Below are 14,327 nucleotides of genomic sequence, written 5' to 3'. Positions count from 1 at the left end.
CTGGCGATGGCCGCGGCGAAGTCGCCGAGCCTGACCGCTACGCACTGAATGCCGTCAATCCGACGTCGGACGGCACCATCCGGGCAGGTGGCGATCGGCGCGAGCGTGACGCGGGCCGTAAGATCGCCGTCGAGGTCCTTGACGCTCCAACCGCTCAGCGCTCGCAAAGGCAGCCATCGGGCTAGGTTCACAGCACGTGCGGCTTTGCCCGATCCATCGCCGACCTTGCCGCTCTGCAGCGAAAATGACCGTGGCCATATCGTCGCAATCAGCGGTATCCATTTGAAATTCCCATCAAAATTGTCTCTGGAAAAATCCGGCCGACATTGGAGTTTCGGCGAGGCTTCCTATATAAGCGGGCAGTGATTCCCGACTGGATTGTGAACCTGATTTGACCGACCAGAAGACACCGCGCGGGCCGGACGGCGGCCCCTCCGGCATCGAGCCGATTTCGATCATCGAGGAGATGCAGCGTTCCTATCTCGATTACGCCATGAGCGTGATCGTCAGCCGCGCGCTGCCCGACGTGCGCGACGGCCTGAAGCCGGTGCATCGCCGCATCCTCTATGCCTCGCATGAGAGCGGCTACCACTGGAACCGCAAATATGTGAAGTCGGCGCGTCCGGTTGCCGACGTGATGGGTAAATACCATCCGCATGGCGACGCCTCGATCTACGATGCCCTGGTGCGCATGGCGCAGGACTGGTCGTTGCGGGTGCCGCTGATCGACGGTCAAGGCAATTTCGGCTCGATCGACGGCGACCCGCCGGCGGCAATGCGCTACACCGAGTCCAGGCTCACCAAGGTCGCGCATGAGCTGCTGGAGGACATCGACAAGGAAACCGTCGATTTCCAGGACACCTACGATGCTTCGGGCAGCGAGCCCAAGGTGCTGCCGGCGCGCTTCCCGAACCTCCTGGTCAACGGCTCCGGCGGCATCGCCGTCGGCATGGCCACCAACATCCCGCCGCACAATCTGACGGAAGTCTGCAACGGCGCCATCGCCATCATCGACAATCCGGCGATCGACCTGCCGTCGTTGATGGAGATCGTGCCGGGCCCGGATTTCCCGACCGGCGGCATCGTGCTTGGCCGTTCCGGCATCTACAGCGCCTATTCGACCGGCCGCGGCTCCATCGTCATGCGTGGCCGCGTCAATATCGAGCAGCGCGGCAATGACCGCGAATCGATCATCATCACCGAGATACCCTACCAGGTGAACAAGGCCTCGATGATCGAGAAGATGGCCGAGCTGGTGCGCGACAAGCGCATCGAGGGCATCTCCGACATCCGCGACGAGAGCGACCGCCAGGGCTATCGCGTCGTCGTCGAACTGAAGCGTGACGCCGTCGCCGACGTCATCCTCAACCAGCTCTACCGCTTCACGCCGCTACAGACCTCCTTCGGCGCCAACATGGTGGCGCTCAACGGCGGCAAGCCGGAAGTGCTGACGCTTATCGACATGCTGAAAGCCTTTGTCGGCTTCCGCGAGGAGGTGATCAGCCGGCGCACGAAGTACCTTTTGCGCAAGGCTCGCGATCGGGCGCATGTGTTGGTCGGTCTGGCGATTGCCGTCGCCAACATCGACGAGGTGATCAAGCTCATCCGCACCGCGCCCGATCCGCAGACGGCGCGCGAACAGTTGATGGTGAGGCGCTGGCCGTCGCACGACGTCGCGCCGCTGATCGAGCTGATCGACGACCCGCGCCACCGCATCAACGAGGACGGCACCTACAACCTTTCCGAGGAACAGGCGCGCGCCATCCTCGACCTGCGCCTGCAGCGCCTGACCGCGCTCGGCCGCGACGAGATCGCCGACGAGTTGAACAAGATCGGCGCTGAGATCGTTGATTTCCTTGATATTTTGTCGTCGCGCGCACGCATCCAGCAGATCGTCAAGGACGAGCTGATCGCCGTCCGCGACGAGTTCGGCACGCCACGCCGCACCGAGCTCGCCGAGGGCGGGGCGGACATGGAAGACGAGGACCTGATCCAGCGCGAGGACATGGTCGTCACCGTCAGCCATTCCGGCTACATCAAGCGCGTGCCCTTGTCGCTCTACCGGGCGCAGCGCCGCGGCGGGAAGGGCCGCTCCGGCATGTCGACGAAGGAAGAGGATTTCGTCACACGGCTGTTCGTCGCCAACACGCACACGCCGGTGCTGTTCTTCTCCTCGCGCGGCATCGTCTACAAGGAAAAGGTCTGGCGCTTGCCGATCGGCAACCCGCAATCGCGCGGCAAAGCCTTGATCAACATGCTACCGCTCGAGCAGGGCGAACGCATCACCACCATCATGCCGCTGCCCGAGGATGAGACCAGCTGGGGCGAGCTTGACGTGATGTTTGCCACAACGCGCGGCACCGTGCGCCGCAACAAGCTGTCCGACTTCGTCCAGGTCAACCGCAACGGCAAGATCGCCATGAAGCTGGAGGAAGAGGGCGACGAGATCCTCGGCGTCGAGACCTGCACCGACAATGACGACGTGCTGCTGACGGCGAATTCCGGCCAGTGCATCCGCTTCTCGGTGAGCGACGTGCGCGTCTTCCAGAGCCGCAATTCCGTCGGCGTGCGCGGCATATCCATGGCCGAGACTGACCGGATCATATCCATGTCGGTGATCGAGCATGTCGATGCTTCGCCGGCAGAGCGCGCCGCTTACCTCAAGCGGGCGGCGGCGGAGCGGCGGCTTGCCCCTGAAACGGGCGGCGAGGAAGAAGAGATCGCGCTCACCAATGAGGAGATTGGCGAGGAGACCGAACTTCCGGACGACCGCTATGAATTCCTCAAGGCGCATGAGCAGCTCGTGCTGACGGTGACCGAATACGGCTATGGCAAACGCTCGTCGTCCTACGATTTCCGCCTGACGGGCCGCGGCGGCAAGGGCATTCGTGCCACCGACGTGTCGAAGACGGCTGAAATCGGCCGCCTGGTCGCGACCTTCCCGGTTGGCAATGACGATCAGATCATGTTGGTTTCGGACGGCGGCACGGTGATCCGCGTGCCGGTCAACGGCATACGTTTCGCCAGCCGCGCCACAAAGGGCGTGACCATCTTCAACACGGCCGAAGGCGAGAAGGTTGTGTCGGTGGAGCGGATTTCGGAGCCGCAGTCAGACGAAGAGGCCGAAGATGTGGCTGCGGACGAGATTGGTGCCGGCGGTGCCGGCGAGAGCGAGACTTGATGTGAATTTTTCACCGGCCCTTGGGCCGGTGCGGTCATGGCGTGATCAGTAGCGACGGTAGACGTTGCGTCGCGCAAAACCATCGAGCCGCTTGGCGTTGGCTTTGACACGCACCCGTTCCGCCTCCTGATGCAACCCCAATGCGGTCGCGATGAGCATCACGATGGTCATTGCAGTGGCAAGCATGTAGATCAGCATTTGCGTTTTCTCCTGCACCTCTAACGATGAGGTGGGGATTTGGTTTCATTCCTTGAAGGGCAACCTAGTGAACGCTGCGTGAAGCGTTCGTGATCGTCGCGTTCATCTGTCGTTCATCGGCGCGAAAAGGTTCACGGCCGGGCAAACGATTGGATTTGCCTTTGCTTGAGAGGCTCGCTAAAGCGTTTCACCGTTAAGAAACGGCGAACCGCTCTATCTTTTTTGTCGCAATTCCGGACGGAAAACCGCTCACACTTTTCCTGGAATTGCTCTAGAAGCCTGCCATGACCGAACGCATCGCCCTTTACGCCGGCTCTTTCGACCCGCTGACCAATGGCCATCTCGACGTGCTGAAGGCGTCGCTGGCGGTCGCTGACATCATTTACGCGGCGATCGGCATTCATCCGGGCAAGAAGCCGTTGTTTTCCTTCGAGGAACGGGTGATGCTGATCGAAGCTGCGACCCAGGCCGAGTTCGGCCGCGATAGCGGTCGCATCAAGGTCGTTGCCTTCGACGGGCTGGTGATCGACGCGGCCCGCAAGCATGGCGCCTCGATCATGATCCGGGGCCTGCGCGACGGCACCGATCTCGACTACGAGATGCAGATGGCCGGCATGAACGAGACGATGGCGCCGGAATTGCAGACGGTTTTTCTGCCTGCCAGCCCTTCGGTGCGCACCATTACCGCCACACTTGTGCGCCAGATTGCCTCGATGGGCGGCGACATCCGCCCATTCGTGCCGGCCGCCGTTGCCGGCGCGCTCACCGCCAAGTTCACCAAATAGGCTTTCCCGGAGATCCCCATGCAGCTGAAGAAGCTCGCTTCGTTCCTAGTCGTGCTTGCCGGCCTTTTCGCGGCTTCCCTGCCGGCCGTGGCCGCCGACAAGGAAAACACCATGGTCATCACGCTGAAGGATGGCGACGTGACCATCGCGCTGCGTCCCGACCTCGCCCCCAAGCACGTCGCGCAGATCAAGAAGCTGGTGCGCGACGGCGCCTATGACAATGTCGCCTTCCACCGCGTCATCGACGGCTTCATGGCCCAGACCGGCGACGTCAAATTCGGCAACATGAAGAAAGGTTTCAACCCGGAGGCCGTGGGCACCGGCGGTTCGGACCTGCCTGACCTTCCGGCCGAATTCTCGCAGAGCGAGCAGTTCGCGCGCGGCGTTGTCGGCATGGCCCGTTCGCAGGACCCGAATTCGGCGAACTCGCAGTTCTTCATCATGTTCGCGCCGGCGCCGAACCTCGACGGCCAGTACACCATCGTCGGCAAGGTCGTCGGCGGCATGGACCTCGTCGACAAGATCAAGAAGGGCGACGAGGCGGACAACGGCACGGTCACCGATCCCGACCGCATGATCAAGGTTCGCATCGCCGCCGACGGCGAATAACACCCTCAATTTTCAACAAGGATTTCTGACATGGCTGAGATCAAGGACCGCGAGAACGCGCTCATCATGGAAACGACCAAGGGCCAGGTCGTCGTCGAGATGTACCCCGAGCTGGCGCCCGGCCACGTCGCTCGCATCAAGGAGCTGGCGCGTGAAGGCGCCTATGACGGCGTGGTTTTCCATCGCGTCATCGACGGCTTCATGGCGCAGACCGGCGACGTCAAATTCGGCAATTCCAGCAAGCCCTCTTTCGCTCCTTCGCGCGCGGGCATGGGCGGCTCCGACAAGCCGGACCTGAAGGCCGAGTTCTCCAACGCCAATCATGGCCGCGGCACCTGCTCGATGGCACGCGCCCAGAATCCGAACTCGGCGAACTCGCAGTTCTTTATCTGCTTCGACGACGCTGCCTTCCTCAACCGCCAGTACACGGTCTGGGGCCAGGTCATCGAAGGCATGGAGAATGTCGACAAGATCAAGCGCGGCGAGCCGGTTCAGGATCCCGACAAGATCGTGTCGCTGAAAGTCGCGGCCGACGTCAAGTAAAGGCAAAACGATGATGGGCGCAGTCTGGTCCCTGCTTGGCATCCTGTCCGGCGCCTTCATCGCCATCCAGGCGCCGATCAATTCGCAATTGGCGCGCGGCCTCGGCCTTCCGGTCGCGGCCGCCGCGTTCTCCTTCCTGTCCGGTGCCATCGTCCTCGGCATCATCTCCATTTCGGTGGTGAAGCTGCAGGGCATCTCGCTCGATTGGAAGGCGCCGGCGCCCTGGCTGTTCATCGCCGGCGGTATGCTGGGCGGCTTCTACGTGACGCTGTCGACGGTACTCACGCCGCGTATCGGCGCCGCAGCGCTGATGGCCTTCCTGGTCGCCGGCCAGCTCATTGCCGGCATGCTGATCGACCGCGCCGGTTTCCTTGGCGTGGCGGTGCGCGAAATCTCGCTTGGCCGCGTCGCCGGCGCCTTGCTGCTGCTTGCCGGGGCGCTGCTCATCCGGCTCTACTGATGCGCGTCGACCTGTTCGACTTCGACCTGCCGGAAGAGCGTATCGCGCTTCGCCCGGCCGAGCCGCGCGACAGCGCCAGGCTGCTCGTCGTCCGGCCGGGCGAAACGCTACAGGACCGCATCGTCAGCGATCTGCCGTCGCTGCTTCGCGAAGGCGACGTGCTGGTGTTCAACGACACCAAGGTCATTCCGGCGCAGCTGAAAGGCATCCGCAGGCGCGGCGAGGCGATGGCGCAGGTCGAGGCGACATTGCACATGCGGGTGGCGCCGGACCGTTGGCAGGCCTTCATGCGGCCAGGGAAACGCATCGCCCCCGGCGACCGCATCCATTTCGGCCATGACCAGAATTCCTGTTTCCTCGGCCAGCTCGACGCGACGGTGATCGAGAAGGGCGAGGCGGGCGAGGTGCTGCTCGGCTTCGATCTTTCCGGCCCCTTCCTCGATGAGGCGCTGCACGCCGTCGGCCACATTCCGCTGCCGCCCTACATCGCCTCGAAGCGCGACGACGATGAGCGCGACCGCGCCGACTATCAGACCATCTATGCCAGGGAAGAGGGCGCGGTCGCGGCACCCACGGCCGGTCTGCATTTCACGCCGGAGCTGTTCGCCGCGCTCGACGCCAAAGGCGTCGAGCGCCGTTTCGTCACGCTGCATGTCGGCGCCGGCACCTTCCTGCCAGTGAAGGCCGACGATACGGCCGATCACAAGATGCACGCCGAGACTGGCTCGGTGAGCCCGGACACGGCGGTGGCGCTCAACGCGGCCAAGGCGCGGGGAGGGCGCATCGTCGCCGTCGGAACGACGTCGCTGCGGCTGCTTGAGAGCGCCGCGCGAGACGACGGCAGGATCGAGCCCTGGTCCGGACCGACCGATATCTTCATCACGCCGGGCTACCGTTTTCGAACGGCCGATATGTTGATGACCAATTTCCATCTGCCGCGCTCGACGCTGTTCATGCTGGTCTCGGCCTTCAGCGGGCTGGAGACGATGCGTTCAGCCTATGCGCACGCCATCGGGAACCGTTACAGGTTCTACTCCTATGGCGACGCCAGCCTGCTTTACCGAGCGGAGACGAGCGATGGACGATGATCTCGACAGCATGGACCGCGATGTCCTGATCGCGGAAGTGAAGAAGCTGCGCGCCGGCATCCGCGCGCACCGCGATACGACCGGCCATGATTTGTGCTGGCATCATCCTGAGCTCTGGAACCTGCTGCCTGAAAAGACCGAGCCGGCGATCGCGGTGCCGCCCTGGCCTAAATTCATGCGCGGCTGCATCCGCTACCGGCAGTCTCTGGACGAGCAGGCACCCGACGCGCCGGTGCACGACAAGGAATTCAATGGCTGAGATTTTTTCTTTCAACGTCCTGGCCACCGATGGCAAGGCCAGGCGCGGCCTGGTATCGATGCCGCGCGGCGAAATCCGTACGCCGGCCTTCATGCCGGTCGGCACCGGCGGCACGGTCAAGGCCATGTATATGGACCAGGTGCGCGGCGTCGGCGCCGACATCATCCTCGGCAACACCTATCATCTGATGCTGCGGCCCGGCGCCGAGCGCGTGGCGCGACTTGGCGGACTGCATGAATTCGCCCGCTGGCCATACCCGATCCTGACCGACAGCGGCGGCTTCCAGGTGATGTCGCTGTCGAAGCTCAGGAAACTGACCGAACAGGGCGTCACCTTCCGCTCGCATATCGACGGCGGGCCTTACGAAATGTCGCCGGAGCGGTCGATCGAGATCCAGGGGCTGCTCGATTCCGACATCCAGATGCAGCTCGACGAATGCACAGCGCTGCCGGCCAAGCCGAAAGAGATCGAGCGCGCCATGGAATTGTCGCTGCGCTGGGCCGAGCGCTGCAAGACGGCGTTCGGCGACCAGCCGGGCAAGGCGATGTTCGGCATTGTCCAGGGCGGCGACAGTGCGCCGATGCGAGTGCGCTCGGCGCAGGCATTGAAGGCGATGGATCTGAAAGGCTATGCCGTGGGCGGCCTGGCGGTCGGCGAGCCGCAATCGGTGATGCTGGAGATGCTCGACATCACCTGCCCGGAACTGCCGGCCGACAGACCGCGCTATTTGATGGGCGTCGGCACGCCGGACGACATCCTGAAATCGGTGGCCCGCGGCATCGACATGTTCGACTGCGTGATGCCGACCCGCGCCGGCCGCCATGGCCTCGCCTACACCCGGCGCGGCAAGGTCAATCTGAGGAACGCCCGTCACGCCGACGATCCGCGGCCGCTCGACGAGGAAAGCGACTGCCCGGCCGCGCGCGACTATTCGCGCGCCTATCTGCATCACCTCGTGCGCTCGCAGGAATCGCTCGGCGCCATGCTGCTGACCTGGAACAACCTGTCCTACTATCAGACGCTGATGCATGAGATCCGGGCGGCCATCGAGGAGCAGGCTTTTGACACGCGCGCGGCGGAGATCACCGAGGGTTGGGTAAGGGGCGATATCCCGGCCTTCTAGCCCGCTTCGCCTGATTGACGGAGGTTCCGCCGGGGAGCAGAGTCATATCTCGGGGATCAGCCATGGCTGTGACATTCGACTTCGCCGGCAAGACGGCGATCGTGACCGGTGGATCGAGGGGCATCGGCAAAGCCGTGGCCAGACAGCTGGCACGGTCGGGATGCGATGTCTGGATATGGGATGCCGATGCAGTTCCAGTCGATGGAACCCACAGCCAGACGGTCGATGTAGTGAAGGCGGGTGATATCGGGAACGCTCTCCGCGAGGTCATCGCCGAGAGCGGTCGGGTCGACATTCTCGTCAATAATGCTGGCTATCTCGGCCCGTATTGCAGCTTCGAGGCATTCGATCCGGCCGAGTGGCAGCGCATCATCGGGGTCAATCTCATCGGGACGTTCGAGGTCACGCACCAGGTTCTACCGGTCATGCGCAGGGCCGGCAGCGGCCGCATCGTCAATATGGGGTCGCTGGCAGGCAAGGAGGGGTTACCGAACCTGGCGGCATATTCGGCGGCGAGCGCGGGCATCATCGCTTTCACCAAAGCCTTGTCGCGCGAAGTGAGCGACACCGATATTCTCGTCAATTGCGTCGCGCCCGGCCCGATCGACACCGACCTCATCAGGCGGCTTGGCAATGAAGTCGTCAGCGATATGATCGGCGCCAGTCCGCTAAAGCGCCTTGGGGCGGTCGACGAGGTCGCGGCGCTGGTGCTCTGGCTTTGCTCGGATGCCGTCAGTTTCAACACGGGCGCGGTGTTCGACATGTCTGGCGGCAGGGCACGCTACTGAAGAGCCGCCTCATGTGCTGACCGACGTCGCGGCGCGCAGGCTGCAGCCGGTGATCTTGAAACTGCCATCGGATTGCTGCTGCAGCGTATAGACCGCCTCGTAGTCCTTGCCGTCGGGGCCGACGATCAGCACCTGCTGGACGATCGAACCGGGCCCGGTCTGCTCGACCTTGCCGAAGGCATAGGATCGCGGCCTTCGCACCGGCGCGTAGCCGTTGGTCACCATGTTCATGAAGGTGTCGACGGTCGGGAAGATCTGCTTCACGTTCGGCGCGGCGAAACTATAGGCGGTGGCGCCGTCATTGGCGATGAAGGCCTTCAACTGGCTGTCGATGACCGTCTGCGCGGACTTGATCTCGGCATCGCCGGCGAAGGCAAGCGAGGCCATCAACATTGGAACAAGAGCTAATGCGAACAATGCGCGGCGCATGGCCTGCCTCCCCGGAATTCGCTTGGCAAACGCAATCTAACATACGCGGTTCGGCATGGCGTGGTTTCACGGACCTGCGAAGATTTCGCCATTTCGGCACCACGGGGTGGGATTGGGCACTCTTTGAGGCGATGCGTGATGCTTGAAAGCTGGGCAGCAGTCTGCCACAAGGGCCGCTTGTTCGCTTAGGCGTTTCACCGTTTCGTGGGAACGGCGAACCGCCCCATCTCTTGTTTTTACGCAATTCCGGACGGAAAACCCTTTCACACGTTCCCTGGAATTGCTCTGGACTGGCAGGACCGGCAATGAAGGCATTTTTCGTGCAGATTAAATGCGATCTGGGCAAGTCCTATGAGGTCGCCAGCGCGCTCGCCGATGCCGAGATCGCCTCCGAAATCTACTCGACCGCCGGCAATTTCGACCTGCTCGCCAAATTCTATATCGACGACGAGGAAGACGTCGGCCACTTCGTCAACGAGCGGGTGCAGATTCTGCCCGGAATCAAGGACACCTTCACCATCGTCACGTTCCGGGCGTTCTGACCGGCTTGGCGATGCCCCACCGGGAAGCAGGAACTGACCCGGATCGGGGTATGCATGCCTTAAATTTAGGCAATTCGCATAGAGTGGCCGCCACTGTTTCCTAAATCACCGATTGCGCTTGATTTTCTCCGGCGACGCCAGTGAAATGGTCGCAGAGGGGAGTACGCGATTGGCAGCGTTCGACGAAATGCTTCCGGAAGTCTCCGGATTGAGAAGACCTTATGAGGCCTACGATCGCTGGCTGAAGGAGCAGGACCCGGCCAGGCTCACCCAGAAAATGCAGGACGCCGAGCGCGTCTTTCGCAAGACCGGCATTACCTTTGCCGTCTATGGTGAGCAGGAAGCGTCCGAGCGGCTGATCCCTTTCGACATCGTGCCGCGCATCCTCTCCGGCCAGGAATGGCGCCGGCTGACGCAAGGCATCGAGCAGCGTGTGCAGGCGCTGAACGCCTTTCTCGACGACATCTACCACCGCCAGGAGATCCTGCGCGCCGGACGCGTGCCAAGGGACCTTGTCGCCAAGAACGAGGCCTTCCTGCCCGAGATGATCGGGGTGAAGCCGCCGGCCGGCGTCTACACGCATATCATCGGCGTCGACATCGTGCGCATCGCCGAGAACGAGTTCTACGTGCTGGAAGACAATGCCCGCACGCCGTCGGGCGTCTCCTACATGTTGGAGAACCGCGAGACGATGATGCAGCTCTTCCCGGAGCTGTTCCAGAAGATCAAGGTGCGGCCGGTCGAGAACTACCCGCAGCTGCTGCGCCAGTCGCTCGCCGCGGTGCGGCCGCAGAGCGCCAAGGGCGCGCCAACCATCGCCGTGCTGACGCCGGGCTCCTACAACTCGGCCTATTTCGAACATGCCTTTCTCGCCGACCAAATGGGCGTGCAACTGGTGGAGGGACAGGATTTGCGCGTCGTCGACGGGCATGTCGCGATGCGCACCACCGAAGGCTACAAACAGATCGACGTGCTCTATCGCCGGGTAGACGATTCTTTCCTCGATCCGCTGACTTTCCGACCGGACTCTGCGCTTGGCGTGCCGGGCATTATGGATGTCTACCGCGCCGGCAACATCACCATCGCCAACGCGCCGGGCACCGGCATCGCCGACGACAAGGCGATCTATTCCTACATGCCCGAGATCGTCGAGTTCTACACCGGCCGCAAGGCAATCCTCGGCAACATCCCGACCTGGCGCTGCTCGGAGCCCGACAGCCTCAAATATGTGCTCGAGCACATCAACGAGTTGGTGATCAAGGAAGTGCACGGTTCCGGCGGCTACGGCATGCTGGTCGGCCCAGCGGCGACCAAGAAGGAATGCCAGGAGTTCGCCAAGAAGCTGCAGGCCAAGCCTTCGAATTACATCGCCCAGCCCACGCTGGCGCTGTCGACCTGCCCGATCCTGACCGAAAAGGGCCTGTCGCCGCGCCATGTGGACCTTCGGCCCTACGTGCTGGTCTCCGACCGTATCCAGATCGTGCCAGGCGGCCTGACCCGCGTGGCGCTGAAGGAAGGCTCGCTGGTCGTGAATTCCTCGCAGGGCGGCGGGACGAAGGACACGTGGGTGTTGGATGATTGAAGTGAGTAGGAAATAGGCAGTAGGCAGTAGGCAGTAGGCAGTAGTTGAATATAGAGGACGGGGAAATGCCACATTCTATTGGGATTCAAATGCTTACTACTGCCTACTGCCTATTCCCTACTCACTAGCCCGAAGGGCGCGCTCATGCTTCTCGGCCGCACCGCCAACGGTCTCTATTGGATGAACCGCTATATCGAGCGGGCCGAAAACATGGCGCGCCTCGTCGACGCCGGTTTGCGCATGGCGCTGACACGCACGCAGAACGCGTCGGAGGAATGGAATTCGGTGCTGCTCAGCGCCGGATCGGACATCGCCTTTTCCCAGAAATATCAGGACTATACGGCCGCCAACGTCTCCGATTTCCTGCTGCGCGACACCTCGAACCCGTCGAGCACGATGTCGTCTATCGAGACGGCGCGCAACAATGCCCGCATGGTGCGCACGGCGCTGACGCGCGAGACCTGGGAAAGCATCAACGAAGCCTGGATGTCGCTGAAGCGCATGCTGGCGAGGCCGATCGACGAGCGCGACCTGCCGACGGTGCTCGACGCCATCAAGCGCGAGACGGCGCTGATCCGCGGTTCGTTCTACGGTACGATGTTGCGCAACGAGATTTTCGATTTCTCGCAGCTCGGCACCTATGTCGAGCGCGCCGACAACACGGCGCGCATCCTCGACGTGAAATATTACGTGCTGTTGCCTTCGCTGTCCTGGGTCGGCTCGACGCTCGACAACTACCAGTGGGAGTCGATCCTGCGCTCGGTGTCGGCGCACCGTTCCTATCGCTGGGTCTATGAAGCCGACTACAAGCCGACGAACATAGCCGACTATCTGATCCTCAACGTGCGCATGCCGCGCTCGCTGACCTTCTGCTACCGCTTCCTCGGCGAGCACCTGAAATTCCTCGCCGACGACTACGGCGAACGCCATGCCTGCCACGGCACGGCCGAGAAGATCCAGGCGATGCTCAAGCGGGGCTCGATCAAGGATATTTTCGATCACGGCCTGCACGAGTTCCTGGCCGAGTTCATTCGCGACAACACCAGGCTGGGCGACGAGATCGCCCAGGATTACCGGTTCTATTGAGCACAACTGAGGGCAGGCGTGATGCGGCTCAAGATCTCCCATCGCACCCAGTACCATTACGATGCTCCGGTGCAGTATCTGCTGCAGCGGCTGCGCCTGCTGCCTCCCAGCGGGCCCACGCAGACCGTCGGTTCCTGGACGATCAAGGTCGAAGGCGCGCGCGAGGAAGTGCGCTTTACCGACCATTTCGGCAACGAGACGCGGCTGGTGAGCGCCGAGGGCGGCCACAGCACGATTGCTGTCGAGGCTGCGGGAGAAGTAACGACGCATAACACGGCGGGCGTAACGGGTCCGCACCACGGCTTTGCGCCGCTCTGGCTGTTCGCGCAGCAGACGCAACTCACCACCGCCGGCGAAGGCATCCGTGAACTGGCCGGCACGCTCGGGCAGGGAACCGAGATCGAGCGGCTGCACCGGTTGATGGGCGCTATCCACGAGCGCGTCGCCTACAGACCGGGCACGACCAGCGTGGTGACGCCGGCGGAGGATGCCCTGGCGCAGAAGTCCGGCGTCTGCCAGGACCACAGCCATATCTTCATCGCCGCGGCCGGCGTGCTTGGCTTTCCCGCCCGCTATGTCAGCGGCTACCTGATGATGGATGCGACCATCGAGCAGGCGGCCAGCCACGCCTGGGCCGAGGCCTATGTCGTGGGGCTCGGATGGGTCGCCTTCGACCCGGCGAACGGTATCTCTCCCGACGAACGCTATGTGCGGGTGGCTATGGGACGCGACTATCGCGATGCCTCGCCGGTGTCGGGAATACTGCTGGGACAGGCGCAAGAGAAGCTTGCCGTCACCGTCACGGTAGAGCAGTAATCTCCGCAAGATTCTGTGCCAGAAGAGATGCCATGACCTATTGTGTCGGCCTCAAGATCGATCGCGGCCTCGTGTTCATGTCGGACACGCGCACCAATGCCGGCATGGATTCGATCTCGACCTTCAAGAAGATGCATGTCTGGGAACAGCCGGGCGAGCGCGTGATCGTGCTGATGTCGGCGGGCAACCTTGCCACGACGCAAGCCGTGGTCAGCCTGCTCGACGAGCGCAACAAGGCGGTCAGCGACCGCCACGAGAAGCTGCTCGATACGCCGTCCATGTACCAGACGGTGCGGCTGGTCGGCGACACGGTCAAGGAAGTGATCGCGCATGCGTCGCCGGACGGCGAGAAGGCGGATTCCTATTTCAACGCCTCCTTCATCCTCGGCGGCCAGATCAAGGGCAGCCCGCCAAGGCTGTTCATGATCTATCCGGAAGGCAATTTCATCGAGTCGACCGACGACACGCCGTTCTTCCAGATCGGCGAGACGAAATACGGCAAGCCGATCATCATCCGTGCCTATGACCGGGCAATGAGCCTGGCCGAGACGGTGAAGCTGCTTCTGGTGTCTTTCGATTCGACGCTGAAATCCAATCTTTCGGTCGGGCTGCCGCTCGATCTGCTGTTCCTGGAAAAGGACGTGTTCAAGGTCGGGCTGAATCGGCGGTTCGGCCAGGACGATCCTTATTACCGCACCATTTCCGACGGCTGGTCCAGTGCGCTGAAGGCCGCCTTTTCAAATCTGCCGGATTTCCCGGGGTAGGGGCCATCGGCCCCGTTGTTGCCTCATTATATTTAACGTGTTAATCAAAAACGGAGCAGTCAGGCTGCCGGTGC

The 14,327-nt window shown here is 62.6% G+C and carries 16 protein-coding genes; 14 read left to right on the top strand and 2 right to left on the bottom strand.

Annotated features, from left to right (window positions below; all coding sequences use genetic code 11):
* The first annotated feature begins 391 nt into the window (after positions 1-391).
* Positions 392-3,181 (top strand): DNA gyrase subunit A, encoded by a 2,790-nt coding sequence (gene gyrA / locus F3H96_RS14585; RefSeq protein WP_149802439.1) that lies wholly within the window; start codon positions 392-394, stop codon positions 3,179-3,181.
* A gap of 45 nt (positions 3,182-3,226) precedes the next feature.
* Here the strand turns inward: gyrA and F3H96_RS14580 are convergent, their stop codons facing one another.
* Positions 3,227-3,379 (bottom strand): hypothetical protein, encoded by a 153-nt coding sequence (locus F3H96_RS14580; protein WP_149802438.1) that lies wholly within the window; start codon positions 3,377-3,379, stop codon positions 3,227-3,229.
* Between the two features lie 284 nt (positions 3,380-3,663).
* Between F3H96_RS14580 and coaD the strand changes: the two genes are divergently transcribed.
* The 8 genes from coaD to F3H96_RS14540 all read left to right on the top strand — a co-directional run bounded on the left by coaD (position 3,664) and on the right by F3H96_RS14540 (position 9,034).
* Positions 3,664-4,164 carry a pantetheine-phosphate adenylyltransferase gene (coaD, locus tag F3H96_RS14575; protein WP_149802437.1) on the top strand — a complete coding sequence of 167 codons (501 nt, stop codon included), beginning with the start codon at positions 3,664-3,666 and terminating at the stop codon, positions 4,162-4,164.
* Between the two features lie 111 nt (positions 4,165-4,275).
* A complete protein-coding gene (locus F3H96_RS14570) occupies positions 4,276-4,773 on the top strand; it encodes a peptidylprolyl isomerase (RefSeq protein ID WP_244620023.1) in 498 nt (165 codons plus the stop codon).
* A gap of 30 nt (positions 4,774-4,803) precedes the next feature.
* Positions 4,804-5,316, top strand: a complete 513-nt coding sequence (locus tag F3H96_RS14565) for a peptidylprolyl isomerase (protein ID WP_149802435.1) — start codon at positions 4,804-4,806, stop codon at positions 5,314-5,316.
* Between the two features lie 10 nt (positions 5,317-5,326).
* Positions 5,327-5,776: a DMT family transporter gene (locus tag F3H96_RS14560; protein ID WP_149802434.1), complete on the top strand. Its 450-nt coding sequence runs from the start codon at positions 5,327-5,329 to the stop codon at positions 5,774-5,776.
* Positions 5,776-6,864, top strand: coding sequence for a tRNA preQ1(34) S-adenosylmethionine ribosyltransferase-isomerase QueA (gene queA / locus F3H96_RS14555; protein ID WP_149802433.1), 1,089 nt, complete (start codon positions 5,776-5,778; stop codon positions 6,862-6,864). Before F3H96_RS14560 ends, queA begins: the two co-directional genes overlap by 1 nt.
* Positions 6,854-7,123: a hypothetical protein gene (locus F3H96_RS14550; protein WP_149802432.1), complete on the top strand. Its 270-nt coding sequence runs from the start codon at positions 6,854-6,856 to the stop codon at positions 7,121-7,123. Before queA ends, F3H96_RS14550 begins: the two co-directional genes overlap by 11 nt.
* Positions 7,116-8,246, top strand: a complete 1,131-nt coding sequence (gene tgt, locus F3H96_RS14545; RefSeq protein WP_149802431.1) for a tRNA guanosine(34) transglycosylase Tgt — start codon at positions 7,116-7,118, stop codon at positions 8,244-8,246. The genes F3H96_RS14550 and tgt overlap by 8 nt, the downstream gene beginning before the upstream one ends.
* 62 nt (positions 8,247-8,308) lie before the next feature.
* Complete coding sequence (locus F3H96_RS14540) at positions 8,309-9,034, top strand: SDR family NAD(P)-dependent oxidoreductase (RefSeq protein ID WP_149802430.1); 726 nt, start codon at positions 8,309-8,311, stop codon at positions 9,032-9,034.
* Positions 9,035-9,043: 9 nt separating this feature from the next.
* Here the strand turns inward: F3H96_RS14540 and F3H96_RS14535 are convergent, their stop codons facing one another.
* Positions 9,044-9,463 (bottom strand): DUF4864 domain-containing protein, encoded by a 420-nt coding sequence (locus F3H96_RS14535; RefSeq protein WP_149802429.1) that lies wholly within the window; start codon positions 9,461-9,463, stop codon positions 9,044-9,046.
* A 305-nt stretch (positions 9,464-9,768) separates the two neighbouring features.
* Here F3H96_RS14535 and F3H96_RS14530 point away from each other — a divergent pair, with 305 nt between their 5' ends.
* The 5 genes from F3H96_RS14530 (at position 9,769) to F3H96_RS14510 (ending at position 14,253) form a co-directional block, all read left to right on the top strand.
* Positions 9,769-10,005, top strand: a complete 237-nt coding sequence (locus F3H96_RS14530; protein WP_112098429.1) for an Lrp/AsnC ligand binding domain-containing protein — start codon at positions 9,769-9,771, stop codon at positions 10,003-10,005.
* 169 nt (positions 10,006-10,174) lie between these two features.
* Positions 10,175-11,587, top strand: a complete 1,413-nt coding sequence (locus F3H96_RS14525; RefSeq protein WP_188131396.1) for a circularly permuted type 2 ATP-grasp protein — start codon at positions 10,175-10,177, stop codon at positions 11,585-11,587.
* A gap of 144 nt (positions 11,588-11,731) precedes the next feature.
* Positions 11,732-12,673: an alpha-E domain-containing protein gene (locus F3H96_RS14520; RefSeq protein WP_149802428.1), complete on the top strand. Its 942-nt coding sequence runs from the start codon at positions 11,732-11,734 to the stop codon at positions 12,671-12,673.
* Between the two features lie 21 nt (positions 12,674-12,694).
* Positions 12,695-13,489 (top strand): transglutaminase family protein, encoded by a 795-nt coding sequence (locus F3H96_RS14515; protein WP_149802427.1) that lies wholly within the window; start codon positions 12,695-12,697, stop codon positions 13,487-13,489.
* A gap of 32 nt (positions 13,490-13,521) precedes the next feature.
* Complete coding sequence (locus tag F3H96_RS14510) at positions 13,522-14,253, top strand: peptidase (protein ID WP_149802426.1); 732 nt, start codon at positions 13,522-13,524, stop codon at positions 14,251-14,253.
* Positions 14,254-14,327: the final 74 nt, after the last annotated feature.

This window comes from Mesorhizobium sp. NFR06, assembly GCF_900115245.1.
GTDB lineage: Bacteria > Pseudomonadota > Alphaproteobacteria > Rhizobiales > Rhizobiaceae > Mesorhizobium.
This window is presented reverse-complemented; position numbering and strand designations above follow the sequence as displayed.